This is a genomic window from Sulfuriroseicoccus oceanibius (assembly GCF_010681825.2).
GTDB lineage: Bacteria > Verrucomicrobiota > Verrucomicrobiia > Verrucomicrobiales > SLCJ01 > Sulfuriroseicoccus > Sulfuriroseicoccus oceanibius.
The window spans coordinates 740,990-765,568 of the sequence record NZ_CP066776.1; the positions used below are offsets into that span (position 1 = coordinate 740,990).

Annotated in this window: 18 protein-coding genes; 12 read left to right on the forward strand and 6 right to left on the reverse strand. The window is 59.2% G+C overall.

Annotated features, from left to right (window positions below; translation table 11 throughout):
• Positions 1-61: 61 nt before the first annotated feature.
• The gene (msrB, locus tag G3M56_RS02820) at positions 62-613 is read right to left on the reverse strand and encodes a peptide-methionine (R)-S-oxide reductase MsrB (protein WP_235203551.1); all 552 of its coding nucleotides are present in this window, start codon (positions 611-613) and stop codon (positions 62-64) included.
• A gap of 61 nt (positions 614-674) precedes the next feature.
• Positions 675-2,600 carry a carbon starvation CstA family protein gene (locus tag G3M56_RS02825; RefSeq protein ID WP_235203552.1) on the reverse strand — a complete coding sequence of 642 codons (1,926 nt, stop codon included), beginning with the start codon at positions 2,598-2,600 and terminating at the stop codon, positions 675-677.
• A 37-nt stretch (positions 2,601-2,637) separates the two neighbouring features.
• Between G3M56_RS02825 and G3M56_RS02830 the strand changes: the two genes are divergently transcribed.
• Both G3M56_RS02830 and G3M56_RS02835 read left to right on the forward strand, forming a co-directional pair.
• Complete coding sequence (locus G3M56_RS02830; RefSeq protein ID WP_164363134.1) at positions 2,638-3,633, forward strand: substrate-binding domain-containing protein; 996 nt, start codon at positions 2,638-2,640, stop codon at positions 3,631-3,633.
• Between the two features lie 94 nt (positions 3,634-3,727).
• Positions 3,728-4,582, forward strand: a complete 855-nt coding sequence (locus G3M56_RS02835; RefSeq protein WP_164363136.1) for a UDP-2,3-diacylglucosamine diphosphatase — start codon at positions 3,728-3,730, stop codon at positions 4,580-4,582.
• A 66-nt stretch (positions 4,583-4,648) separates the two neighbouring features.
• Here G3M56_RS02835 and G3M56_RS02840 read toward each other — a convergent pair whose 3' ends face one another.
• Positions 4,649-5,422: a TIGR01457 family HAD-type hydrolase gene (locus G3M56_RS02840; RefSeq protein ID WP_235203553.1), complete on the reverse strand. Its 774-nt coding sequence runs from the start codon at positions 5,420-5,422 to the stop codon at positions 4,649-4,651.
• Positions 5,423-5,661: 239 nt separating this feature from the next.
• Between G3M56_RS02840 and G3M56_RS02845 the strand changes: the two genes are divergently transcribed.
• The 4 genes from G3M56_RS02845 to G3M56_RS02860 all read left to right on the forward strand — a co-directional run bounded on the left by G3M56_RS02845 (position 5,662) and on the right by G3M56_RS02860 (position 11,338).
• Positions 5,662-7,509, forward strand: coding sequence for a DUF4091 domain-containing protein (locus G3M56_RS02845; protein WP_164363138.1), 1,848 nt, complete (start codon positions 5,662-5,664; stop codon positions 7,507-7,509).
• Between the two features lie 119 nt (positions 7,510-7,628).
• On the forward strand, positions 7,629-8,450 hold the full coding sequence (locus tag G3M56_RS02850; RefSeq protein ID WP_235203554.1) for a hypothetical protein: 822 nt from the start codon (positions 7,629-7,631) through the stop codon (positions 8,448-8,450).
• A gap of 99 nt (positions 8,451-8,549) precedes the next feature.
• Positions 8,550-9,557, forward strand: coding sequence for an HAD family hydrolase (locus tag G3M56_RS02855; protein WP_164363140.1), 1,008 nt, complete (start codon positions 8,550-8,552; stop codon positions 9,555-9,557).
• Between the two features lie 815 nt (positions 9,558-10,372).
• Complete coding sequence (locus G3M56_RS02860) at positions 10,373-11,338, forward strand: peptidase associated/transthyretin-like domain-containing protein (protein WP_164363142.1); 966 nt, start codon at positions 10,373-10,375, stop codon at positions 11,336-11,338.
• Positions 11,339-11,983: 645 nt separating this feature from the next.
• On the opposite strand, the gene lysS is transcribed toward G3M56_RS02860, so the two are convergent.
• Together lysS and G3M56_RS02870 are read right to left on the reverse strand one after the other, a co-directional pair.
• Positions 11,984-13,480, reverse strand: a complete 1,497-nt coding sequence (gene lysS, locus G3M56_RS02865) for a lysine--tRNA ligase (protein WP_164363144.1) — start codon at positions 13,478-13,480, stop codon at positions 11,984-11,986.
• A gap of 377 nt (positions 13,481-13,857) precedes the next feature.
• Positions 13,858-15,099, reverse strand: coding sequence for a glycosyltransferase (locus G3M56_RS02870; RefSeq protein WP_164363146.1), 1,242 nt, complete (start codon positions 15,097-15,099; stop codon positions 13,858-13,860).
• An 877-nt stretch (positions 15,100-15,976) separates the two neighbouring features.
• Between G3M56_RS02870 and G3M56_RS02875 the strand changes: the two genes are divergently transcribed.
• Complete coding sequence (locus tag G3M56_RS02875; RefSeq protein WP_164363148.1) at positions 15,977-17,035, forward strand: alpha/beta hydrolase; 1,059 nt, start codon at positions 15,977-15,979, stop codon at positions 17,033-17,035.
• 21 nt (positions 17,036-17,056) lie between these two features.
• On the opposite strand, the gene ilvY is transcribed toward G3M56_RS02875, so the two are convergent.
• Positions 17,057-17,962: an HTH-type transcriptional activator IlvY gene (gene ilvY, locus G3M56_RS02880; protein ID WP_235203555.1), complete on the reverse strand. Its 906-nt coding sequence runs from the start codon at positions 17,960-17,962 to the stop codon at positions 17,057-17,059.
• A 99-nt stretch (positions 17,963-18,061) separates the two neighbouring features.
• On the opposite strand from ilvY, the gene ilvC reads away from it, so the two are divergent.
• From ilvC to modC, 5 genes are all read left to right on the forward strand, one after another.
• The gene (gene ilvC, locus G3M56_RS02885; protein WP_164363150.1) at positions 18,062-19,531 is read left to right on the forward strand and encodes a ketol-acid reductoisomerase; all 1,470 of its coding nucleotides are present in this window, start codon (positions 18,062-18,064) and stop codon (positions 19,529-19,531) included.
• Positions 19,532-19,819: 288 nt separating this feature from the next.
• Positions 19,820-20,218 (forward strand): RNA recognition motif domain-containing protein, encoded by a 399-nt coding sequence (locus G3M56_RS02890; protein ID WP_164363152.1) that lies wholly within the window; start codon positions 19,820-19,822, stop codon positions 20,216-20,218.
• A 1,360-nt stretch (positions 20,219-21,578) separates the two neighbouring features.
• Positions 21,579-22,328 carry a molybdate ABC transporter substrate-binding protein gene (modA, locus tag G3M56_RS02895; protein WP_235203556.1) on the forward strand — a complete coding sequence of 250 codons (750 nt, stop codon included), beginning with the start codon at positions 21,579-21,581 and terminating at the stop codon, positions 22,326-22,328.
• Positions 22,300-22,992, forward strand: coding sequence for a molybdate ABC transporter permease subunit (modB, locus tag G3M56_RS02900; RefSeq protein ID WP_235203557.1), 693 nt, complete (start codon positions 22,300-22,302; stop codon positions 22,990-22,992). The genes modA and modB overlap by 29 nt, the downstream gene beginning before the upstream one ends.
• The gene (gene modC, locus G3M56_RS02905) at positions 22,989-24,062 is read left to right on the forward strand and encodes a molybdenum ABC transporter ATP-binding protein (protein WP_164363154.1); all 1,074 of its coding nucleotides are present in this window, start codon (positions 22,989-22,991) and stop codon (positions 24,060-24,062) included. The genes modB and modC overlap by 4 nt, the downstream gene beginning before the upstream one ends.
• Positions 24,063-24,579: the final 517 nt, after the last annotated feature.

A 24,579-nucleotide genomic window follows, 5' to 3' on the forward strand; every position in this document is an offset into this window, starting at 1 on the left:
ACAAAAAAAATCCAGCCGCCCTGGGTGAGGGAGGCTGGATGGTGGGTTGAAGCGATCCGGTTTATTCGGATTTTTCTGCTGCGTCGTCGGCAGGCACGAAGCGCAGGGCGACGCCATTGATGCAGTAACGGACGTCTTGTGGGAGGTCGGTGCGCCCTTCGCCGCGGAAGACGTGGCCGAGGTGGGCGTCGCACATCGAGCAGACGACTTCGGTCCGGACCATGCCGTGTGAGCGGTCTTCGATTTCGCGGATGCCTTCTGCGGTGGCTTTATCGTAGAAGGATGGCCAGCCGCAGCCGGAGTCGAACTTGGTGTTCGAGTGGAAGAGTTTGTTGCCGCAAGCCACGCAGTAGTAGGTGCCCATGCCTTGCTTCTTGAACTCCTTGTAGGCTTTTCCGTTGGGAGCTTCGGTGCCGGCTTCGCGGGTGACCCGGTATTGTTCCGGGGTGAGCTGTTCGCGCCATTCGGCGTCGGATTTTTCGACTTTTTCCATAGGTTGTTCAGGTGCTTGTTTTGCGGTTGCGATGGACTCTCCTTTGTCGCCCGAGCGGACCACGGCGGTAGTGGCGATGAGGGCGAGAACGGCAACCAGTGCGATGGAGAAGGATTTCATGGGATTGAAGCGGGGTACTGGAATGGGAGGGCTGCCGTGCGGTAAATATTCCAGCTTTGGGTCAGTCGCGCGGGGTGACTTCGGTTTCGTTGAACTGGTGGCGGAAGGGGGGCAGTGGGGTCTCTTTCAGCCCTTGGACTTTAGGCCATAACAGAGCGGCTTCAACGAGGACCCAGATTTCCAGCGCAATGGTCGCCAAGCCTACTCCGACGAGCAGGTAGTTCTTTTGATCGAGCCAGCTTTGGTCGCTTCCGAGTGCTGCCACGAAGATCTGATACAGCATGGCGTAGGCCGGCAGCACGAGCATGAAGAGAGCGGGCACCGCGGCAAACCAGAGCGGCAGCCGGCGTCGGCGCAGCCAGAACAGAATGATCAGGAAGGCCACGCCGCCCAGCAGTTGGTTGGTGGCTCCGAAAAGCGGCCACAGGATCAGGCCGCCCTTGCCCGCATTCGCCCACGACCATTCCGCTCCGGCCATCGGAACCGCGGCCAGTAGCGCGGCGGTGGCAACGGCAAAGAGAGTCGCTAAGTATGGGTTGGTGAGTGGCTTAAGAGGCTTCAGCACGGGGAACCCTTCGTCAGCTGTGCGGCCGATTTCCTGCACGACATAGCGTTGCAAGCGGCAGGCCGTGTCGAGGGTGGTGGCGGCGAACGAGGCGACGAACACACCCATTAGCGTGCGTGCGAAGTCGCCGGAGATGCCGATGGCTTTGAGGAAGTTGGCGGCGCCGTCGACGAACGCGCCGACTTTTGGTCCGAGGCCATTGAGCCCTGCCCACGACGCGTAGCGGGCGTTGAATGCATCGGTGCCGGTGAGGATGGTGCCGTTTTCTCCGGTGATCCCGAGGCCGAGGCCGGCGACGCAGGCGAGGATGACGATGACGGCGAGGAAGCCTTCGGCGAGCATTGAGCCGTAGCCGATCATGCGGGCGTCGGTTTCGCAGCGCAGTTGTTTGCTCGACGTGCCACTGGAGACGAGGCAGTGGAAGCCGGAGACGGCGCCGCAGGCGACGGTGACGAAGAGAAATGGGAAAATGAGCGGTAGTTGTTTGCCGAGGTGGTCAGCTTCGATCGCAGGGGCGGCGATCTCGAGTGGTGGACGTTCTGCCGAGAGGGCGGGGTCAATGGGGGCGCCGCCCATCAGTCCGGCGACGACGAGTCCGGCGACGATGAGAACGAGAGCGGAGAGGAGTTGCAGGCTGTTGATGTAGTCGCGGGGTTGGAGGAGTGACCAGACGGGGAGTACCGAAGCAACGAGCGCGTAGCCGAGAAGAACGACGACCCATTGGATCATCGACCAGCCTTTGAGGCTTTGGTTGAAGTCGTGGAGCCATCCGGTGTCTCCGAACCATACGCTGAGGTACATCAGGGCGAGGACCACGAGCGATGGGATGAGGATGTTGCCGCCGCGTTTGTGAACGAGCAGGCCGATGCCGATGGCGAGTGGGATTTGGAGCATGCACGGAGCAATCGACTCCGGGTACATTTTGAAAACCGCGGCAATGACCAGACCGAAGATGGCGAGAACAATGGTCAGTGCCATGAAGAGGATGAAGAGAAATGCCAGCCGCACGCGGGGCGTGATCAGACGTCCCGCCAGGTCGCCGACGGTCTGGCCGCGGTTGCGCATTGAGACGACGAGCGAGCCGAAGTCGTGCACCGCGCCGATGAAGATGGAGCCGACGAGCACCCAGATCAACGCGGGGAGCCAGCCCCAGATCACGGCTAACGCGGGGCCGACAATCGGTCCCGTGCCGGCGATCGATGTGAAATGGTGGCCGAATACGACGCTGCGCGAGGTAGGGACGTAGTCCTTTCCATCGTCGATCTCACGGCTTGGCGACATGTTATCGCGGCTGAGTTTGAAGATGCGTTTGCCCAGCCATTTGCCGTAGGTGTGGTAGGCAACCAGATAAAGAACGAAAGAAGCAATGGCGATGGCGAGGGTTTGCATGCTATGGGTGCGGTGGAGTCGAGACAGTTTCATGGAAAATTCCGCACAGACAAGGATTGGTTGGTTGGTGATGGCAGTGATTTCACTGTGTGTGTTAGTGGCGTGTGGCGATCGCACCGGGCAGGGCAATGGAGGCGATCGTTCGGAGGGCGATGTGTTGGTAGCCCCGGTTGGTGACGATGGCGTGCCATTGGTTGTCCAGCGGGTGGCGGTGGTTGGTGATGGTGCGGGTGACCGGGCGTTGGTCGGTGTGGTGCGGGCGATGGTTTGGAAGCGCGTGAACGAGCGCCCGGATCTTGAGTGGATGGAATATCAAGCGGACGCCACGGCCGATGTTTGTGTGGTGGTGGGCGGTGACCGCAATGTCATTGCCGACGTGGCCCAACGAGCCGGTGCCGTGGTGCTGGTCGGCGATGGCTTGGGTGACGGAGCCCCGGTCGTGGCACGGGTGAGCTCGGATGTGGATCTGGCGGCAGGTCAGACCGGCGAGGCGATTTGGGCGGCCGCGGATGGCGAAGGCCGCGTCGTGATGGCACCTGTGTTAGTGGATTACCCGCGTGCACAGCGGCGGATAGAAAAGGTTCAGGAGTACCTGCAGCGAGCGACTCCCGAGCGTGCGAGTGAGGAGCTGGAGTTGCATTTTGAGACCGAGGGTGTGGAGTCGCACGCGCAATGCGAGGCGTGGCTCAATGATGCGTTGGGGATGCGGGTGAGCGATGGCGAGCTGTCTGCGGTGGTGGCGGTGACGCGCAATGCGACCGAGGATGTGTTGCGGCGGATGCGGGCGATCGGGCTTGCCGAAGCGGTGCCGGTGATAGGATTTGGGTTGGATGTGGATGTCGCCTCTGCGATGGATGATGGGGAGATCGTGGGGACGTTTGTTTACGATCCGGGGACGCTGGAGGCGTGCCTGCGGGTAGCGCTTGACCATGCGGCCGGAGTGAAGCTTGGCGGGCCAACCAACGCGCTTGAGGACCAATTGGTTCCGCTGCGGTGGCTCGATCACCAGCGGCTTGGAAGTGCGGATGGACGCGCTATTGCCACGCCCTATCTGGAGGCTCGTTGATCGGCGTAGACCGCTAGTGGCCAATGGGGTGTGACAACATCGGCACCCACGGTTGCGTGCGCTGGGGGCGGGGTGCGTGCTATTCATCGGCCTGATGAAAAAGACACGTCTCCGGTTCAAGACCGTGATTATTTCGGACGTCCATCTGGGAACGCCCGACTCCAAAGTGCGTCAGGTGACACGCTTTATCCGCCACATCTCATGTGAGCGATTGATCCTCAATGGCGACATTGTGGATGGTTGGTACCTGCGCCGCCACAGCGGTGGATGGACCGACGAACATACCCGCTTCGTGCGCCATTTGCTCAAGCTGGCTGAGAAGCAGGACACCGAGGTGATCTACCTGCGCGGCAACCATGACGAAGTGATCGAGCCGTTTTTGCCACTGACCTTTGGGTCGCTCAAGATGCGCTTTGAGTACCGCCACCACACGCCGCAGGGCGACTACTTGGTGGTTCACGGTGACGGCTTCGACCACGTGACCACCGGCTACAAGTGGGTGGCCGGTCTGGGTTCGGTGGGCTATGAGGCGTTGCTCAAGTTCAACCGGGGGTATAACCAAGTGCGGTCGTGGTTCGGCAAGGACTACTATTCGGTGAGCAAAGCGATCAAAGCCCGGGTGAAGAACGCGGTGAGCTTCTTTGGTCGTTATGAAGAACAACTCCAGATGCTGGCGGAGCGGCGCGGGTGCGTCGGTATCATCTGTGGCCACATCCACACGCCCGAGGACAAGCAGGTGGGCGGCGTGCATTACCTCAACTCGGGGGATTGGGTGGAGTCGATGACGGCGATTGTTGAGAATGAACCGGGTGAGTTCGAAGTGATCGACTACAAGGAGTTCAACCGCCGACTTGATGACAAAGCGTGGCAGATGGCGCTGGAGTACGAGCAGGAGAAGTCACACGACGGCCCGGGCCTGCGCGTGGTGGACGAGCGCATGGCGGAGTAGATGGAAAGGCGCCCGCATTCAGGGGGATCTGAACGCGGGCGGAAATGGACGGGCTGTCCGGGGCCGTTATTGCACCAGTTCCTCCGGGATGTGGGCGATGCTGTCGACCACGTAATCCGGTGAGTACGCATAGTCCGCCAGGTCTTGGCGGGCGGTGCCTCCGGAGAGAACCAGAACGGTTTTGTAGCTGAGCTGCGTGCCGCCGAGGATGTCGGTGGTCATGGTGTCGCCGACCATTACGGTTTGTTCGCTGGAGAGTCCGAGTTGTTTGCGCGCGGCGCGCATCATCACCGGGCTGGGCTTGCCGACGGAGAACGCCTGCTTGCCGGTGGCGGCTTCGATCATGGCAACGATAGCGCCACAGCCCGGGCGGATTCCCTCGTCGGTCGGGCACGAGGGATCAAGATTGGTGGCGATGAGCTTGGCTCCGTTTTGCACCAGCCGGGTGGCTTTCTCGATGGTTTCAAAGTTCATCGTGCGTCCTTCGCCGATGACGACAAAGTCGGGGTCGTCGTCGACCAGGGTGTAGCCGTTCTTGAACAACGCGGTGGTGAGTCCGCTTTCGCCGATAACGAATGCGGTGCCCTCGGGTTTGCGCTCGGCCAGGTAGCGGGCGGTGGCGATGGCGCAGGTGAAGACATCGTCGGCCTCGGCGGAGATGCCCATTTGCTCGAGTTTGTGGGCGACGTCGCGGCGTGTGCGTTGGCTGTTATTGGTGAGGAAGAGGAAGGGGATCTCCTTTTCGCGCAACGTGGCGACGAACTCTTTGGCGCCGGGGATGAGTTCTTTGCCCTTGTAGATGACACCGTCCATGTCGAGGAGGAAGCCGAATTTGCTCATAGTGGTTGGGATATGTGTGTGGGGGGATGATGTGGACGGGGGTTCGCGGCTGGCAAAGCACATGGCGTGCCAGCTGGAGCGGTGGGGCGGTGGGGCCGTGGGATCGGCTCGCAATGAGGGTACGCGTGGGCGGAGAACTGGACGGCAAGAATTCGAGGGGCTCGTGCGTTCTACGGGCGCTGTGGTGTGGGCGTGCTTGAGTGTTGGCTTCTTCCGTGGTGTGTTGCTGATAGATGCTTATGAGGATTTTTGGACTTTTGCTCGTGTCGTGGATGATGGTCGCCGGATGGGCAGTGGCCGCTGGAAGTTTTATCGACCCTACCTTGAGTCTGCGGCCGACGGCACATGAGCGGGTCAACGGATTGGACCAACGGGTGCTGCAGGCCACGGCGTGGCGAGGCGAGCGGGTCAATGGACAGATCGTGTTGTGGGGCGCGGATGCGGCCGTGCAGGCTCGTGCGGTCGCCAGTGATTTGGAAAGTACGGACGGGCATCGGATCGGTGCCGGTTTGGTGAGGCTCGATTTTCTCAAGTTCATCGAAATGAACACACGCGATGGTTACGCGGCCGACCCAAGTCATGTCGAGCGGGTGCCGGACATGCTCAATGGGAGCGGGCCGGTCACTGTTCCCGCCGGGGAACTGCAGCCGCTGTGGGTGGGCGTGGACGTGCCGCGCGATGCGGAACCGGGGCTCTACCGGGGAAAGGTAGCCGTGCGTTATGGTAGCCAGCGCCACGTTTTCGGACTCGAGATCGAAGTGCTGCCGCTAACGGTGCCGGCGGTCGAGGATTGGGCATTCGACGTCGATTACTGGATGCACCCGCAGGCCACGCTGCATTACTACCTCGGCTGCAAGGGACGGGGGCAGGACCCCGCTGGTGATGAGCACATGGGATGCTCCGAACTCCTGTGGTCGGACCAGCACTTGGCGTGGTACCGCCCGACGCTCGAGCTGCTGCGCGACGTCGGCGTGAAAACCATCACCGTCAACCTGGTGAAGGATCCGTGGCGCAGCGCCTACCGCATGCAACGCGAGCAGCAGCAAACCAATTACTCGTACGACGAACTGATCAAGTGGCGCCGCAAGGCCGATGGCTCGTTCTCGTTCGACTTCCGCCATTTCGAAAAGTACGTCCGCTTTTGCATGGAACTCGGGATCGACCGCGAGATCGAATGCTTCTCGATGCTCCCTTGGATCCACAGTCAGTTCTCTGCGGTGACTTGTTATGACGAGGCGTCGGGGCAGGAGGTGATCCACTATTTCGAAAGCTGGGAAGAATACGATCAGGTCTGGACGTCGTTCATGGAGGCCTTTGTGCCGGTGCTGGTGAAGAACGGATGGTTCGACAAAACACGCATCGGTGCCGATGAACGCGGGCTCGGCAACATGGGCCATGTCGAGAAGGTGCTGAACAAGTTCAAGCACGAGGGCAAGGCGTTGCGGATCTCAGCTGCGGCAAACAAAACCCATGCATTCGATGACCGGCTCTACTACATCTCGATGCACGGAGGCATTAGTAAAATCGTCAACGACCAGTGGACCGATGCCCAGTTCGCCGAGTGGGCGCAGCGCCGCCGAGCCAAGGGGCTGAAGTCCACGTGGTATACTTGCACCGGCACCTATCCGGGGAACTTCGGCAACTCGCGCCCGGCGGAGAGTTTGTTCATCGGCTGGTACAGCGCGAAGATTGGCGCAGACGGCTACCTGCGCTGGGCGGTGGACAGTTGGAACGACGAACCAACCGTGACCACCGACCACAAGGTCTTTGAGACCGGCGATACGTTTCAGATCTACCCTGGGGATCGGGACGCGGCCGTGCCGTTCACGCGTTCCTCGGTGAGGCTGGAGTTGTTCCGTCAGGGCGTGGTGGATTACGAGAAGATGCGCGTGTTAAAAGAGCAGTTCCCCCAGGCCCGTGAGGCGATTGCCGAGCTGTTGCAAACCATCGAGCGTCCGCAGCGGCCGCCGCAGATCGAGGGCAATTCATCGCTGCGGTATGCACCGGAGACCGAGCGCGACTTCTCGGCAATGCTCGTGCGCGCGCGGCTGCGGTTGCTTGAGATTACGCGGGATGTATTGCGTTAGGGGCGGTTTGTAACCTTCTCTGCTGGAATGGCTTGCTAGAGAGGGGTGGTTCTGGAATGCTGGGCCGTTGAGATCACAGCCGTTAGGTGGTCTCGTCCAACCCAAACCTCCGCCAATCCATGAAAGCTACCTTTGCTCTGTCCCTGATCGGGGCAATCGCCGTTGGAGGCGCTTGTGCCGACGCACTGCCGCCTGAAGAAGAACCGCCAGCAGCCCCATCACCCGCCAATGCCGCCGCCCAGGCGAACAACCCATTGGCAAACATGAAGGCGCTCAACTTTCAGAACTACTACATCGGCGAGCTCACCGGTGTGGAGGAGGAGGCCAATCAGTTCTGGGTTCGTTACGCGCAGCCGTTTTCGATCGGGAATACGGACTGGCTGATGCGGGCTTCGCTGCCCGTCAATACGTTCCCCGACTTCGGCGGCGGGCACACCACGGGGATCGGTGATGCCAGCATCTTTGCCGCCTGGCTGATGGACACCGGCAACCCGGCGATCAGTTTCGGCGTGGGGCCTCAGTTGACCGCGCCAACCGCATCCGAGGACATTCTGGGAAGCGAGAAGTGGTCGGCGGGATTTGCCAATGTGTTGTTCAATGGAAGTTCGCCGAAATTCCAATATGGCTATTTGTTAACCTGGCAGCATAGCTTTGCCGGCGACAGCGATCGCGATCACGTGAACCTCGGGGCGTTCCAGCCGTTTTTGATCTACCAACTTGGCAACGGAGCCTATCTGCGTTCCGCTCCCATCTGGGTCTACGATTTCCAAAACGACGGTTACAGCGTCCCGATGGGGTTGGGTGTCGGCAAGGTGATGAAAAAGGGCAGCACCGTGTACAACTTCTTCGTCGAGCCCCAGTACTCGTTGTGGGACGATGGTGCGGGCTTCCCGCAGTGGCAGGTTTTCTTTGGAGTGAACCTGCAGTTCATGGGGGGCTAATCACGTGAACCAAGTTGGTGCCATCTGTCCGGGAGTCCGCAGCGTAATGACTCCCGGACATTTTTGTGTGCTCTGCCAACTTCTCGCCCTCTCATTTTGATGAAGATTTCCACCGTTCTCGCTGCATTTGTCGTCGTTACCCTGTCTTCGCTCTGTAGTCAGGAAAACCCATTGCCGTCGTGGAATGACGGGCCGAGCAAGGCCGCGCTGGTGGCATTTGTCGAGAAGGTCACAACTCCTAACACGGAAACTTTTGTCCAGCCTGCGGATCGGATTGCTGTGTTTGACAACGATGGCACGCTTTGGGCGGAGAACCCGTTGCCGTTCCAGTTGATCTTCGCCATCGAGGAGATCCAACGACTGGCGCCAGAGAACCCCGAGTGGAAAGACAACGCCACCATTCAGGCTGTGTTGGACGGTGAGGTGGCGTCGCTGAAAGCCGGCGGAATGAAGGCACTCAACGAAGTGCTCGCGGTTTCGCACGCCGGGCTCACTCCGGAGGAGTTCGCCAAGCGGGTGGCGGATTGGATGACCACCGCCAAGCACCCGCGTTTTGAGCGTCCGTATAACGAATGCGTCTACCTGCCGATGCTCGAGGTGCTCGACTACCTCCGCAACCACGACTTCAAAGTGTATATCGTATCGGGCGGCGGGGCCGACTTTATGCGTGTGTTTGCCGAGCAAGTATATGGTATTCCGCCACAACAGGTGATCGGATCTTATGGCAATGCCGAATACCAATTGATCGACGACCAACCCGTGATGATCAAAACGCCAGGTGTCGCCTTTGTCGATGACAAGGAAGGCAAGCCGGTGGCCATCCATCGGTTCATCGGCAAGCGGCCGATTGCCTGTTTTGGTAACTCCGACGGCGATAAGGCGATGCTCGAATGGACGACCATCGGCCGCACTCCCAGCTTTGGCATGATCATCCACCATACCGACGCCGAGCGCGAATACGCTTACGACAAGGCACCGAAGAGTTCGGGTAAATTGATTAAAGCCCTGGAAGACGCCGCCAAACGCAACTGGACCGTGGTCGATATGAAAACCGATTGGGCCACCGTTTTTCCGAAACCAGGTGAGAAGTGCGAATGTGAGGAGTGACGACCGCTCCGCGCCACAGATGGGCGCAGATGGTCACAGATAGGTAGATGGCAGGCTGGTGGAGAGTCTCTGTTTCTCGTGATGGAGTGGCGGTGTACTCACCGTCGAGTGAAGCGTGGGGACTACGGGCCGTTGGGTTCTAGACAGGATCCACCTGATGGATGTGATTTGGATCTGCCGTGAGCTAGGCCGGTCCGGTTGAACGAAGATACATCTCCGGGGAATGCACGCGCAGCGTTGGAGGGACGGCGTTCCTGCCGTCGGTGTGATGGTGACGTTTGAGGGCGCGGTCGATTTGTTCAAGATGCGCCCTCTCCAATAGAAAGAATCTGCGAAATCGGCGTCATCTGCGGATTCTTAAAACCGATCAAGGGTGATGTGGTTGGAACCACAGAGGGCGCGAAGGACACGGAGGCTTTGAGAGTTGGCACCTTTGGGGCTTTGGGTGCTTTGCGTGAGGTAAACGGGTTTTATGATGGAGGGGGCTGCGTGAGTTTTGGGAAGAGTGGTCGCTACGCTCCGTTCGGCTAGTAGCCGGGTGAAATGGTTTGCCGATGCGCTGTCGGGTGTGCAGAGTGTCGAGGATGGTTAGGGGGGGTAAGCGTGGTCCTATTTTGTGACGAGCAAAGAGCTATGTCGTGGGGAGGAATCCGGAGGCAGTCTTTGCTTGATCTGGTGGCGCAAACATAAACATGATGAGCTCAGCTGGCTGCATGGAGAACATCAAGGATGTTGGCTAAATCGACATCTGGAGATGTTGAGGTTGAAATGATGAGTCTGGGCTGGGTCAATGAAACTAAAATGAAAAAAGTGTAATGAATGTAAATGTAATCAAGATAAGCAGGAGTGTTGTCTTCTTGGTTCTGCTTTTTATTGGTGGTTGGTGTTTTCTCATGAGGGTCTGTGGTGCCGAGTATGGTAGTGAGTTTACAATGAAAATTCAGGTTGTGGATGATGCCGGGAAGCCTGTTCAAAACGCAAGTGTGAGGACAGGGCTGAAGGATGAGGGCACTGGAAGGATGAAGCGTAAGTGGACGGATGCAGAGGGCGTAGCTTTGGTTGCCTTTAGAAGAGTAGATAGTGCCAAGACCAATGCTTACAAGGAGGGGTATTACTCTAGTGGAGTGACTTTTATTCCTTGGCTTTCTCCTGACTTTGATCCTTCGGAGCCTTTGGTTGTTAAGATTAAGAGAAAGAAAAATCCGATAGCGATGTATGCAAAAAACATGAGCTTTGGAGTAACTCCGGGTATCAAAATTCCTGGTGGTGTTGGTGAGAAGATAGGATTTGATTTGCAAGTTGGGGACTGGGTGAAGCCTTACGGTGAAGGCGTTATCAGCGATTTTATCTTCGAAAAAGAAGGGGGTTTTCGTGAGGTTTTGGGGAATGACTTTAGCCAAAAAATCACAATAACCTTCAGTAATGAAAAAGACGGGCTGATTCCGTTTGAAGGTCCTCTGCCCATTCACGAGGCACCGAAACTCCGCTCGGATTATGAAGCTCCTGAGGAGGGCTATTTGTCAAAATGGGTGCAGACTACCTCAAGAAAGTCTGGAGAGGGCTTCAAGACGACCAGAAAGCATGAGCGCAATTTCTACTTCCGGGTGCGGACAAAGGTGGATGAAAGGGGAGGTTTTGTTAGTGCTAGTTATGGCAAAATTTACGGAGATTTCATGAGCTTTGTCTACTACCTCAACCCGACACCTAACGACCGTAATATTGAGTTTGATCCTAACGAAAACCTCTTCAGGATCACGGGGAACGATGTCACTCTCCCTTGAAAAAAGCATCCCTGTGAATCATCACTCTTTTCACCGCGGAGCAACTGTCGCGAGTAAAACCGAGAAAGGCATTTTGTGGGATTCTATGAGCGGTTGTCGGATTTGCGGTGGGTGATGGTGTCGTTTGGGGCGGTGAACGTTCGAGGGGGATCGGGTTAGAGCCACAGACGTCACGAAGGACACGAAGGTTTTGAGACTTGGAGTCGTTTGGGGCTTTGGGGGGGCGCGGACGATTTGAATCAAGATGCTCTATTTCCAACACCAACAATCTGCGAAATCGGCGTCATCTGCGGATTCTTAAAATCGATCGAGGGTGATGTGGTTGGAACCACGGAGGGAGCGAAGGACACGGATGCTTTGAGAGTTGGCACCTTTGGGGCTTTGGGTGCTTTGCGTGGGGTAAACGGGTTTTAGGTTGTTATTTGGTTAGGTTTTATGATGGAGGGGGCTGCGTGAGTTTTGGGAAGAGTGGTCGCTGCGCTCCGTTCGACTAGTGGCCGGGTGAAATCCGGCGGTCCGTGGGGGCGCTGTGTTTCGTTGGGGGGGCTTTGCGTGAGTATTGTCCTCACGGGGCGGGGCACAAAAAAACGCCGCAGCGGGGAGGTCCCTGCTGCGGCGTTTTGTTTCTAGATTCTTGTCTCTCCGTTAGTCCTTGCGCTTGAGCTGAGGGAAGAGAACGACGTCGCGGATGGTTGGCGCGCCGAGGAGCATCATGATGAGGCGGTCGATGCCGATACCGATGCCGCCTGCAGGTGGCATGCCGTGTTCCAAGGTTTCGATGAAGTCGTAGTCGACTTTTTGTTCTTCTTCGCCACCGGCTTGGTGTTCGAGGCGTTCGCGCTGGACGTCTGGGTCATTGAGCTCCGAGTAGCCCGGCGAGATTTCCTGGCCGTTGATGATGAGTTCGTAGACTTCCACGGTCTTGCCGCCCGGGGTGACTTTCGCCAATGGAATGAGCTCGCTGGCCACGCGGGTGACGAAGCATGGGTTGAAGGTGTGTTCTTCAACGAGCTTTTCGAACACCTGCTGGGTGACCTCGTAGTCTTCCATGGCAGGGGAGATCTCGACGTTGAGTTCGTTCTCGCACTTGGCGCGGCGCTCTTCCGGGGTGAGGTCGAACCAGTCATCGCCAGCTACGCCTTTGATGAGGGTGTGGTATTCCTCGCGCTTCCATGGGCGGGTGAGGTCGATTGTGCGGATGACTTCGCCTTCCTCGTTCTTGTGTTCGATCTGCAAGGTACCGCAGAACTTCATTGCCAGGTGGCAGACGAGCTCTTCGACCATGTTGGCCATTTGTTCGAAGTCGCCGAAGGCCTGATAGGCTTCGAGCATGGTGAACTCAGGGTTGTGACGACGGCTGATGCCTTCGTTACGGAAGTTGCGGTTGAGTTCGAAAACCTTGGTGAAGCCACCGACGAGCAGGCGCTTGAGGTAGAGCTCGGGGGCGATGCGCATGGTCAATGGCATGCCGAGCGCGTTGTGGTAGGTCTCGAATGGACGGGCGGCGGCACCGCCGGCGACGTCCTGGAGCATTGGGGTCTCGACTTCGAGGTAGTCGCGCTCGTGGAGGAAGCTGCGGATTTCCGCGAGCATCTTCGAGCGCATGACGAAGAGATCAGCGCTTTCCTGGTTGCCCATCAGGTCGAGGTGACGCTTGCGGTACTTGAGCTCGCGGTCGGAGACGCCGTGCCATTTGTCTGGCATCGGGCGCAGCGCCTTGCTGAGGAATGTGAGTGACGTGACTTTGACGGTTGGCTCGCCTTTGCCGGTGGTGAAGGTTTCGCCTTCGATGCCGACCCAGTCGCCGCGGTCGACTTGTTTCCAGACGTTCCAATCCTGTTCGCTGAGGCCCTTTTTGTTGAGGTAGCCCTGGATGCGGCCTTCGACGTCGCCGACGACGAAGAAGACGGATTTACCCATGTCGCGCACGGTGTAGACACGGCCTGCGAGCTTGACCTGTTTCTCGTCGGAGAAGTCGGCTTTCAGCTTGGCGGCTGTGGTGGTGGTTTCGAACTTCGCGCCATATGGGTCGACGCCGAGTTCGCGCAGTTTGGCCAATTTATCGCGACGGATGGCGATCAGATCGGCTTCGGTGGACTGCGGGGTGGAGTTGTCGGCTGGTGATTGAGTCGATTCGCTCATGGGACGGTCAATCTAAGAGCGATCCGACAAGTTGAAAGTGGATTTTTTGGGCTGGCTTGGAGCGCAGGAATGGAGGGGGTGGGGGCGGGAACCGCAGAGCTTTTGGTAGAGGATTTACATGATGGTTATGATTTTCAGGGGCAGTGCGGCTGCGCCGGATCGGGAGGTTTGCCAAACTGGAGCTCGGCGCTTCAGTGGGGGCGCACGATAGTGGAAATGGTCGCTACTCTCCGTTGGCTACGCTTCCAGCGTAGTCCCGCGACTGCGGGATGGCCGGGTGCAATCCGGCGGTCCGGGTGGGCGCAGCGCTTGGTCGGGGAGTCCTATGTGTCTTCGCGTCTCTGCGCTCCGGGGGATGGAGGGCCGGGGAGACCGCGCTATTGGCGGGCGACGGACTGCACCGCATCGCGGTACTCGGCGTAGGTGCCGGCGGCGAGGTGGGTGTAGAGGGACTCGAGCTGGGTGCGCTGGGCCTCGGGGGAGAACATGGTCTCGATGGTGTGGCGGGCAGCGGTGGCCATGGTGGCGCGCAGCTGCGGGGATTGGGCGAGGTCGATGGCGCGGGCTGCGAGGGATTGGGCGTCGCGTTCATCGACGAGGACGCCGTTGTGGCCATCGGTTACGGCTTCGGGGATGCCACCGTGGCGGGTGGCGAGGACGGGGGCGCCGCTGGCCATGGCTTCGAGCATGCTGTTGGGGACGCCTTCCTGGTTGCCGTCGCGGCCGGTTTGGCTTGGGTGGGCGAAGAAGTGGGCTTGCTGCAGCTGGTGGAGGAATTGCTTTTCCGAGAGGAACCCGAGCCATTCGATGGAGTCGGCGATGCCGAGGTCGGTGGCGAGTTTGTCGAGTTCGTCCTTCATCGGGCCGTCGCCGGCGATCCGCAGTTTCGCATTGGGGAACTGACGGTGGAACTCGGCGAAGGCGGTGAGAGTGGTTGGCAGGCCTTTTTTCTCGATGAGTCGGCAGGCCTGGAGCCAGATGAAGGCGTTGTTTGTCGGTTCTTCGCGCGGGGTGAACGCAAATTGCTCGAGCGGAATGGCAGTGCGTGAGAGTTGGACCTTTTCTGCCGGGCAGCCGAGGGCGATTAATTCGTCGACCAGCGACTGTGAGCGGGCGAGGATTGCGGTGGCCTTTTCAAAGACGCGCTCCATGGCTTGGCGCCACGCCTTTTTCTCCATGCCGACTCCGGCATCGGCGCCGTGGAACGAGACAACCACCGGCCACGGAGAGGCTTCGATCAGCGGCAGCAGGTGCATGGCCATGTGGCCGAAGTAGATGTGCACGACCTGGGCGTCGTGGGTTTGGATGGCGTAGAGGAATCTGCGCAGTTCGTCGCGGCTGAGTTGCCACGGGATGTCGCGCAATTGTTTGCACCAGAGCCTGCGGAAGAAGCGCAGTGGGTATTTTGGTAGTACGGTGACCCAGCGCTTGTGCAGGTGGAAGGTTTCCGGGTTCTCCCATTTGTGGGTGATGACATGCGGGCGCCAGGTTTCGAGGCCGGTGATCTGGCGGTAGATGTGGCGCATCTCCGGTTTGCAGAACGTGTGGACGTAACTTGCCACGACCGGTTGTGGGCGGTCGGGCTGGGCTGCGGGTGATGGAGATGGATCAGCAGGCATGCGTTGGGATGGGTTATATGATGCCGCTTCAGCGCCGCGAGGCAAGAGACATCGGCCGCGGATGTGGTGATGGGAGGTAAACCGCACCTTCGGCGCGAGGGGACGTGTTGGGTGGGGATCCCGCGGTTGAAACCGCGGGCTATGCGGTAAGCAATCGCTTCGCGATGTGTGGGGCGCAGGCTCGGTCGGTGATGGGGGGAGGGATGAAGTGATGTTCGCTTCGCTCATTGGGTTTCCAGATGACGGCAGGAATGCCGTCCCACCAGCGCTGCGCGTGCCCGAGCGAGGATCGACCGGATGACGGAGTTTCTCGTGCTACGGCAGGAGTGCCGTAGGTCCATCGGGGAAGGGTGGGGCGTTGTGACTGGGTGCGGTAGGCGGAAGTGAAATCCCGTTGGGATCTTTGGGGGGCTTCGCGTGAGGCCATGATTATGCGGGACCACGAAGTGCGCGAAGTTCACGAAGAAGAGCGGGACGGGTTCACGGGCTCGACGGCAGGAATGCCGTCCCACGTGCGCTGCGCGTGCCTAGTCGGTGAGTCTTTATCTTTATCCAAATCCTTATCGGGCCGACAGGGGGCGATTTAGGATTGGTCATTGGCGGAACGGATGACGGAGTTTCTCGTGCTACGGCAGGAGTGCCGTAGGTCCATCGGGGAAGGGGGGCGGTGTGACTGGGTGCGGTAGGCGGACAAGAAATCCCGTTGGGATCTTTGGGGGCTTTGCGTGAGGCCATGACTATGTGGGATCGCGAAGTGCGCGAGGTTTACGAAGAGGATTGTCACGCCGTTTCTCCAGCACTGCGCGGGCGTGATTGGCGGGGATGTTTTGCAACGGGCGGATTGACAGATCGCAGCGTTTTAGATCAGCGTTCGGTTATGAAAAATGTTCTGATTTGTTTGGCTGCTGCTGGGCTGGTGACCGTGGATGTAGGCTCAGCCCGGACGTTCACGGATAATCAGAACCGAAAGATCGATGCGGAGATTGTTCGTGTGGATGGGGCGGCGGTGGTTTTTGACCACAAAGGGCGGGAGGTAAAGTTCCCGATCGCGAAGCTCTCCGAGGTGGATCAGGAGTATGTCCAATACTGGGTGGAGACTCATCAGGACGGGCAGGGAGGTGTGGTTGAAAGCGACGCTGGAAAGAGTGGCGGCATCGGGGCGTCTGCGGGTGGGTTGACGCTTTGTGGCAAGGTGTTGAAGGCGAATGGCTCGGTGCAGACGGTGACTGCGCCGTTGGATGAGAAGACGCTGAAGGAGTTTTCCCGCTCCAAGACCAAGCCGACTGAGCTCAAGATCTCGATTGCTCTGCCTAAGGGGTTTGACCCGACCAAGCCGCAGCGCGTGATGTGGGTGAGTGCCCCGATTAACAACGAAAACGAGCGCAAGAAGGGGAATGCCGGCGCGATGTGGGCATTTGCCGGGCCGGGAACCGCGGAGGGCTGGGTGGTCGTGGCGGCGGATACGGATATGGGCAATCCCCGGGTGGAGGATAACGAGCGCTCCAAAGGAACGGATCTCGCGGTGCACACGGCGGCGGTGGAGGCTCTGACCGAGGCGTGGCCGCAGTTCAAGACGTGGCAGTTCGCGTGTTGTGGCGGGTCCGGTGGAGGGAAGGCATCGTTCTACCGCGTGGGGGATCTGTTGGTGAATGATTTGAACGTGACCGGGATGTTTTTGGCGGGGTGCAATCAGGACTGTACCGCCGATGCGCGTGCTGAGACTCGGTTCAAGAAGTCGGGGCTGCGCAAGATCAAAGTGTGGATCAGCAATGGCCGCAGTGACACGATTTCAAATGTGGGGCACGCGGAGTCGGTGGCGGCCAGCATGAAAGGGAACCGCTACGGTGAGATCCGGCTAGAGCTCTTTGATGGCGGGCACGTCATCAAGAAAGAAGAGTTCGTGAAGGCGCTGCAGTGGTTTGTAGAGGAGGCGTGACCCGTGGCCGTGAGTGATGGCTCAGCGTTGGGCCAGCTCCCACAGGGCGGCGATGCCCGGACGTCGCAGGTTGTTGCGGGTGGTGCAGAGGCCGACGACGTAGGGGGCGAGCTTGGGGGCGTTTTCGATGCGTTGGAGGTCGTCGCGGAATGGGCTGCGTTCGAGCACGAGTTCGGGGACGATGCCGATGCCGCAGCCGAGGCGGACCATGGCGAGAATGCCTTCATTGCCCGAGACTTCGGTGGTCGGGTTCGGCCGGTTGTTGGGACGTTTGCGTAGCCATTGGTCGATGCGGCGGCGGGAGAGTCCGCTGCGTGGCAGCACGAGGGGTGCGCGGTTGAGATCGAACTGGTCGTCGCCAGAGGTGGGGATGTGACCGTGGTTTTTCGGGGCGACAAAGATGAGTCCGGTTTCCGCCAGCGGGAGGAACTCAAGACTGGCGTGACGGCGGTCCGGCAGGGCGGCTACGGCTACGTCGATCTCTCCGGAGAGGACTTGTTGCACGGCTTCCTCCGCCGAGCCTGTGCGCAGCTCCAAATTCACTTCCGGATAGGCATTGCGGTAGGATTCGAGGAGTTCGGGCAAGAGGCTGTAAACGGCGGTGACCGAGGCGTAGATCGAGACCAGACCGCCGACGCTGCCGTCGTCTTTGAGTTCGGCGCAGAAGGTTTCCCAATCGCGGACCGCAGCGCTGGCGTAGTTACGGAACTTCTCACCGGCTGCGGTGAGGGTGACGGTTCGGTTGTTGCGCAGGAAGAGCGGCTCGCCGACGGTGTCTTCGAGGCGTTGGATGCTGCGGGTCAGCGCGGACGGGCTGAGGTTGCATGCCTGGCTTGCGCGACCGAAGTGGAGAGTCTCTGCCAGGGTCAGGAAGTTCTTGAGTTCGTGGACGTTCACTGCGGTAGGCAGGCTAGCTCTGTGTTGCATAAAATGCAACGCTGTGTGTTGGATAAGTCAATTTACGCAATGATTAGAGTAGGCTTTCATGGTCGCGTTTCTCGAAACACATTTTTACCCAGTTTGATTATGAGCGAAAACTACTTCAACACCTTGCCACTGCGCCGTCAGTTGGCCGAGTTGGGAACCTGCCGGTTCATGGACGAGTCCGAGTTTGCCAACGGCATCGAAGCCGCCAAGGGCAAGAAGATCGTGATCGTGGGCTGCGGTGCCCAAGGCCTGCACCAGGGTCTCAACATGCGCGACAGTGGTTTGGACGTTTCCTACACCCTGCGTGCGGCAGCGATTGAAGAGAAGCGCGAGTCGTACCTCAACGCGACCGAGAACGGTTTCGCCGTGGGTACCTACGAAGAGATGCTCCCGACTGCGGACATCGTGATGAACCTGACTCCGGACAAGCAGCATACCGCTGTGGTTGAGGCTGTGGTGCCATTGATGAAGGAAGGTGCAGTGTTCAGCTACGCACACGGCTTCAATATCGTGGAAGAAGGCATGGAGATCCGCAAGGACATCACCGTGATCATGGTGGCACCTAAGTCGCCTGGTTCGGAAGTGCGCGAAGAATACAAGCGTGGCTTCGGTGTGCCGACCTTGATTGCCTGCCACGGTGAGAACGACCCACAGGGCAACGGTCTTGAGATCGCCAAGGCGCTTTGCGTGGCCCAGGGTGGTCACCACGCCGGTGTGCTTGAGTCGTCGTTCGTGGCGGAAGTGAAGTCCGACCTCATGGGTGAGCAGACCATTCTCTGCGGCATGCTCCAGGCTGGATCGCTCCTTTGCTTCGACAAGATGACCGCTCAGGGCATCGACGCAGGATACGCAGTGAAGTTGCTCCAGTACGGATGGGAGACCATCACCGAAGCTCTCAAGCAGGGTGGTATCACCAACATGATGGACCGCCTGTCGAACCCAGCGAAGATCGAGGCATTCAAGCTTTCCGAGCAGCTCAAAGGCATCATGCGCCCATTGTTCGAGAAGCACATGGACGACATCATCTCCGGTCACTTCTCCAAGACCATGATGGAAGACTGGGCCAACGACGATGCCAACCTCCTCGGCTGGCGTGCGGCTACCGGTGAGACCACATTCGAGAAGACCGAAGCTACTGGTGACATCACCGAGCAGGAGTTCTTCGACAAGGGTATCCTCATGGTCGCCATGGTGCGTGCCGGTGTGGAACTCGCCTTCGAAGCCATGGTGGAAGCCGGCATCGAGCCTGAGTCCGCTTACTACGAGTCGCTTCACGAGACTCCGCTCATCGCCAACACCATCGCACGTAAGAAGCTTTACGAAATGAACCGCATCATCTCCGACACCGCGGAGTATGGCTGCTACCTTTTCGCACACGCTGCCGTGCCACTTTTGGAAGACTTCATGAAGACCGTCGACACAGACGTCATCGGCAAGGGCCTCGAGCTCGCCGACGCATCGGTCGACAACAAGACCCTCGTGGAAGTGAACTGGGCGATCCGCAACCACCCTGTGGAAGAGATCGGCGAGTACCTTCGCGATGCTATGGGTAACATGAAGTCGCTGTAATCAGGCGGCCATGTTCCATATCGTCCGGCTTCACAGCTGGGCGGAGAACGAATCAACCAACAACGGCTGGGTGGACCTGGTGTCCTCCCAGCCGTTGTTGCTGTAAAAAGCGCTGGGTGAATACTCAGCATCTGGGCTTGTCATTGCCAGCTTGGCGATGCATGATCCCGACCATGCGGAACGATTGTTCCGCGGCGCGGAATGCCGATTTTGGCATGCCGCAATCGATTAGGTGGTGCGTTCATTTACTCGATCCGATTTAACAAACGCACACCATACTGATATCGAATGAACATCTACGTAGGAAACTTGTCTTATGACATGACTGAGCTCGAACTGCGCGAGCTCTTTGAGCAATTTGGCACCGTGAGCCGCGCGAGCATCATCTCGGACCGCGACACCGGCCGCTCAAAAGGATTTGGCTTTATTGAAATGTCGGAGAAATCCGAAGGCGAGCGCGCCATTGAAGAACTCAACGGCCAGGAAGTGGTCGGCCGTAAACTCAACGTCAACGAGGCGCGTCCTCGTGAGCCGCGCAGCGGTGGCGGTGGATACGGTGGCGGCGGCGGAGATCGCCGTGGCGGTGGTGGCGGCTACGGCGGCGAGCGTCGTGGTGGCGGTGGCGGTTACGGCGGAGATCGCCGTGGCGGCGGCGGTGGCGGCGGCAATCGCCGTGACAACTGGTAAGCCATACCCAGCTCCCTGAAAATTATTTCATCCCGTCATCACCCAGGCTTCGGCCCACGGTGGTGGCGGGATTTTTTTATCTTAGTTTGCTAGTGTTCAGTTCGCAGTTTTGAGATTTCGTGGCTTGGGCGCGATGTAGGACGGGCGACGCGAAGCGCGGGAGGGGCGACATTCCTGTCGTCTGAGCGATGTAGGTAGTGAAGTAAGGAGCGACGCGTGTTTGTTTGCGCTTTATCCCGATCCAAATCATTATCGGACTGACTGCGGAGCGATTGAGGATAAATGGGAGCTGAGCTGATGACGGAGTCTCACGTCCTACGGCAGGAGTGCCGTAGCTCCAGCGGGGAATGGTGAGTGTGCGGGTTGCGATGGAGCGACCACACTCTTGTGGTCGGGGGGAGTTAGCGATGTGAGTTTGGGCGCCCTTTGGGCTCTTCGGGGCTTTGCGTGAGATCCCTGGCGGGAGATGGCGTCGCGCGACTGTCGGCAGGAATGCCGACCCACCAGCGTTGCGCATCCGTGATGACGGTGTCTTTATCCTTCTCCAATCCAAATCATTATCGGACTGACTGCGGAGCGATTGAGGATAAATGGGAGCTGAGCTGATGACGGAGTCTCACGTCCTACGGCAGGAGTGCCGTAGCTCCAGCGGGGAATGGTGAGTGTGCGGGTTGCGATGGAGCGACCACACTCTTGTGGTCGGGGGGAGTTAGCGATGTGAGTTTGGGCGCCCTTTGGGCTCTTCGGGGCTTTGCGTGAGATCCCTGGCGGGAGATGGCGTCGCGCGACTGTCGGCAGGAATGCCGACCCACCAGCGTTGCGCATCCGTGATGACGGTGTCTTTATCCTTCTCCAATCCAAATCATTATCGGACTGACTGCGGAGCGATTAAGGACAAATGGGAGCTGAGCTGATGACGGAGTCTCAGGTTCTACGGCAGGAGTGCCGTAGCTCCAGCGGGGAATGGTGGGCGTGCGGGTTGCGATGGAGCGACCACACTCTTGTGGTCGGGGGGAGTTAGCGATGTGAGTTTGGGCGCCCTTTGGGCTCTTCTGGGCTTTGCGTTAGATCTCTGTCGGGAGATGGCGTCGCGCGACTGTCGGCAGGAATGCCGACCCACCCGCGCTGCGCATCCGTGATGACGGTGTCTTTATCCTTCTCCTATCCAAATCATTATCGGACTGACTGCGGAGCGATTGAGGATAAATGGGAGCTGAGCTGATGACGGAGTCTCACGTCCTACGGCAGGAGTGCCGTAGCTCCAGCGGGGAATGGTGAGTGTGCGGGTTGCGATGGAGCGATCGGATGAATGGGACGGGCCTTGATTCTCGGGAGCGATCCGCGCAGGATGAGTCTTCTGATGATTTGTCTCCGTCCTCTCTATGTGCTGTGCGTCCTGATGGGGGCGCTCCCTTGTGGCATTGCCGGTGAGATCAAAGTTGCGGTGGCGAGCAACTTTGCGCCGACGCTGCGTGTGTTGGCGGATGGGTTTGAGAAGGAATCCGGGCACGAGGTGATTGTGGTCACGGGATCTACCGGGAAGCTCTATGCGCAGATTGTGAGGGGTGCACCCTACGATGTGTTTTTAGCGGCAGATGCAAAGCGGCCGGAGTTGCTGGAGAAGCAGGGCGCTGCGGTGATGGGAAGCCGGGTGACGTATGCGGTCGGGCGGTTGGTGCTGTGGAGCCGGGACGAGGATGTGGTGGATGAAGGAGGCAAGGTGTTGATGGGCGATCCGGTGGGGCGGTTGGCAATTGCGAATCCACGGATTGCTCCGTATGGGCAGGCTGCGCTGGAAACGCTTGAGAAGTTAGGCCGTTGGGGCGCGTGGCAGGCCTCGCTGGTGCGCGGTGAGAATGCGGCCCAGACTTGGCAGTTTGTGGAATCCGGAGCGGCGAGATTAGGAATGGTGGCGCGGTCCCATTGGGTGACGAATGGAAAACGCGGGGCGGTTTGGTTAGTGCCGGCGGAGTTGCATCAGCCGCTCGTCCAGCAGGCGGTGCGGATGAACGATCGACCGGAGGCGGTGGCGTGGATGCGCTATTTGCAGAGTGATCGAGCGTTGCAGGTGATCCGCGATCATGGCTACGATAAACCTGATGCTGAATGACCTCGACCTCAATGCCTTGTGGCTTACCTTCCGGTTGGCGGCGGTGACGACCATGGTGTTGTTGCTGATTGGCGCGCCGCTGGCGTGGTGGTTGGCGAGGACGCGTTGGCGTTGGCGGTTCTTGGTCGAGGCCTTGGTGGCGTTGCCGCTTGTTCTGCCGCCGACGGTGTTGGGTTTTTACCTGTTGGTGGCGATGGCACCAGACGGGCCGGTGGGTAATGTGGTTGCCTTGCTGGGTGGGCCGGCGTTGGTATTTTCGTTCAGTGGGTTGGTTGTAGGCTCGGTGGTGTATTCGTTACCGTTTGTGGTGCAGCCGTTGCGCAATGCGTTTGTCGCGGTGGGTGATCGGCCGTTGGAGGTTGCGGCGGCGTTAGGTGCGTCGCCAATGGACCGGTTTTTCACGGTCGGGGTGCCGCAGGCCAGGGCTGGGTTCCTGTCGGCGACGGTGCTTGGGTTTGCTCACACGGTAGGCGAGTTCGGGGTGGTGCTAATGATAGGTGGCAACATCCCGGGTGAGACGAGGGTTGCGTCGATCGCGATTTACGACCACGTCGAGTCGTTGGAGTACGGTAACGCGCATGGACTGTCGTTGGTCTTGATCGTGCTTTCGTTAGTGATGTTGTCGGTGGTCTTTGCGGTGAACAAACGGGGAGGTGTGGCGTGAGTATTGAGCTAAAGTTGGAGTTGGAAAGGGGGGCGTTTTCATTGGATGTGGAGTTGCAAATTCCACAACGTGGGGTGACGGGGCTGATTGGTCCATCGGGATCCGGCAAGACGACGATTCTACGTGCGTTGGCCGGGCTGGATCGACATCGCGGAGCGGTGGTGAGGATTGGGAATGAGGTCTGGCAACAGGGACGTGGTTTTGTTCAGACACACCGACGTCGACTTGGTTATGTGTTTCAGGAGCCTGGTTTGTTCTCCCATTTGTCCGTGCGGGGGAATGTGGAATACGGTGCCAAGAGGGTGGCTGAAGGGGAACGTAAATTGGCGTTCGACGAGGCGGTGGCGATGCTTGGCGTTGAGCCGTTGTTGGAAAGGAACGTGGGTGAGCTGTCGGGAGGTGAGCGGCAGAGGGTGGCGGTGGCCCGGGCGCTTGCGTCGTCGCCTCGGTTACTGTTGCTGGACGAGCCGTTGTCGGCGCTGGATGACGATGCCAAGCGCGGGATTCTGCCGTGGCTGCAGAAGCTGCATCGCGAGTGCGGTGTGCCGATGGTGTATGTGACGCACAGTGTCCCCGAGATAGCGGCAATGGCGGATCATTTGGTGATCCTGGAGAGCGGTCGGGTGGTCGAATCCGGGGCGGCGTCGGCGTTGCTGGTACGCTCGGATTTAACGCTGGCACACCATGGCGAGGCCGCGGTGGTGATGGAGGCCACGGTGTCGGCGCACGACGCAGCCTATGGATTGAGTCGGCTAAAGTCTCCGGCGGGTGATGTGACCGTGGTGGGAACCGAGTTGGCGGTCGGACAGCGGGTGCGGGTTCGGATCGCTGCGCGCGACGTGAGCATTACCCGCGAGCGTCAGGAGGGGACGAGTATCCTCAATCGGTTCGATGCCGTGGTGCGTGAATTAGCGGCCGATGGGGATGCTCAGGTGTTGGTTCGTCTCGAAACGGACGGCGGTGCGGCGTTGCTGGCGCGGATAACCAAGTTTTCGGCGGATGCGCTTGGGCTTGCGATTGGGCAGCGGGTCGTGGCGCAGGCTAAGAGTGTAAGTTTGCTGGTTGGGTAGGTGGGGTGGTTTTAGGTGGTTAGGTTGTTATGTTTTATGGAGGGTGGGGCCGCGATGGGTGCGCGGCCTTCGGGCGGCTGCCTGATGACGGCGGGGCCGGGGGATCGGCCGGTTGTTATACCATTTGAACGGTTACCTTGGCGTAACCGATGGAAATTGGATCAGTGATCGAGGGGGAGAAGGAAGTGGTCTTGGCGGGATCTTGTTGAGTGATGCTGCGTTGCCCTCAGTTTATGTAGCCTGCTAGCATCGCAGCTCGCACCTTGGCTCCCTCGCAAAAGCTCTCCGCGATTCCGACAATTTGACCGTTCAAATGGTATTGGACCGCCCTTGCAGGGCTCGATGTGGGGGAGGACGTAATCCCATGGCTTCGCCATGGGCTCTGTTGGGGCGCGCCTCCGGCGCTGTGTGGGATCCGAGTACGTGGGCTGTGTGGGATCCAAGGGCGTAGGACGAGTGTGGATCTGTGGAGTACGGGTAGCTGGACGCGAGATAGCGCCGGAGGTGCGGACTAGCG

Bases quoted from the DNA above. Each gene is read 5' to 3' on its own strand.
- msrB (WP_235203551.1), bottom strand. From the start codon at position 613: ATGAAATCCTTCTCCATCGCACTGGTTGCCGTTCTCGCCCTCATCGCC.
- G3M56_RS02825 (WP_235203552.1), bottom strand. From the start codon at position 2,600: ATGAAACTGTCTCGACTCCACCGCACCCATAGCATGCAAACCCTCGCC.
- G3M56_RS02830 (WP_164363134.1), top strand. From the start codon at position 2,638: ATGGCAGTGATTTCACTGTGTGTGTTAGTGGCGTGTGGCGATCGCACC.
- G3M56_RS02835 (WP_164363136.1), top strand. From the start codon at position 3,728: ATGAAAAAGACACGTCTCCGGTTCAAGACCGTGATTATTTCGGACGTC.
- G3M56_RS02840 (WP_235203553.1), bottom strand. From the start codon at position 5,422: ATGAGCAAATTCGGCTTCCTCCTCGACATGGACGGTGTCATCTACAAG.
- G3M56_RS02845 (WP_164363138.1), top strand. From the start codon at position 5,662: ATGAGGATTTTTGGACTTTTGCTCGTGTCGTGGATGATGGTCGCCGGA.
- G3M56_RS02850 (WP_235203554.1), top strand. From the start codon at position 7,629: ATGAAAGCTACCTTTGCTCTGTCCCTGATCGGGGCAATCGCCGTTGGA.
- G3M56_RS02855 (WP_164363140.1), top strand. From the start codon at position 8,550: ATGAAGATTTCCACCGTTCTCGCTGCATTTGTCGTCGTTACCCTGTCT.
- G3M56_RS02860 (WP_164363142.1), top strand. From the start codon at position 10,373: ATGAATGTAAATGTAATCAAGATAAGCAGGAGTGTTGTCTTCTTGGTT.
- lysS (WP_164363144.1), bottom strand. From the start codon at position 13,480: ATGAGCGAATCGACTCAATCACCAGCCGACAACTCCACCCCGCAGTCC.
- G3M56_RS02870 (WP_164363146.1), bottom strand. From the start codon at position 15,099: ATGCCTGCTGATCCATCTCCATCACCCGCAGCCCAGCCCGACCGCCCA.
- G3M56_RS02875 (WP_164363148.1), top strand. From the start codon at position 15,977: ATGAAAAATGTTCTGATTTGTTTGGCTGCTGCTGGGCTGGTGACCGTG.
- ilvY (WP_235203555.1), bottom strand. From the start codon at position 17,962: ATGCAACACAGAGCTAGCCTGCCTACCGCAGTGAACGTCCACGAACTC.
- ilvC (WP_164363150.1), top strand. From the start codon at position 18,062: ATGAGCGAAAACTACTTCAACACCTTGCCACTGCGCCGTCAGTTGGCC.
- G3M56_RS02890 (WP_164363152.1), top strand. From the start codon at position 19,820: ATGAACATCTACGTAGGAAACTTGTCTTATGACATGACTGAGCTCGAA.
- modA (WP_235203556.1), top strand. From the start codon at position 21,579: ATGATTTGTCTCCGTCCTCTCTATGTGCTGTGCGTCCTGATGGGGGCG.
- modB (WP_235203557.1), top strand. From the start codon at position 22,300: ATGGCTACGATAAACCTGATGCTGAATGACCTCGACCTCAATGCCTTG.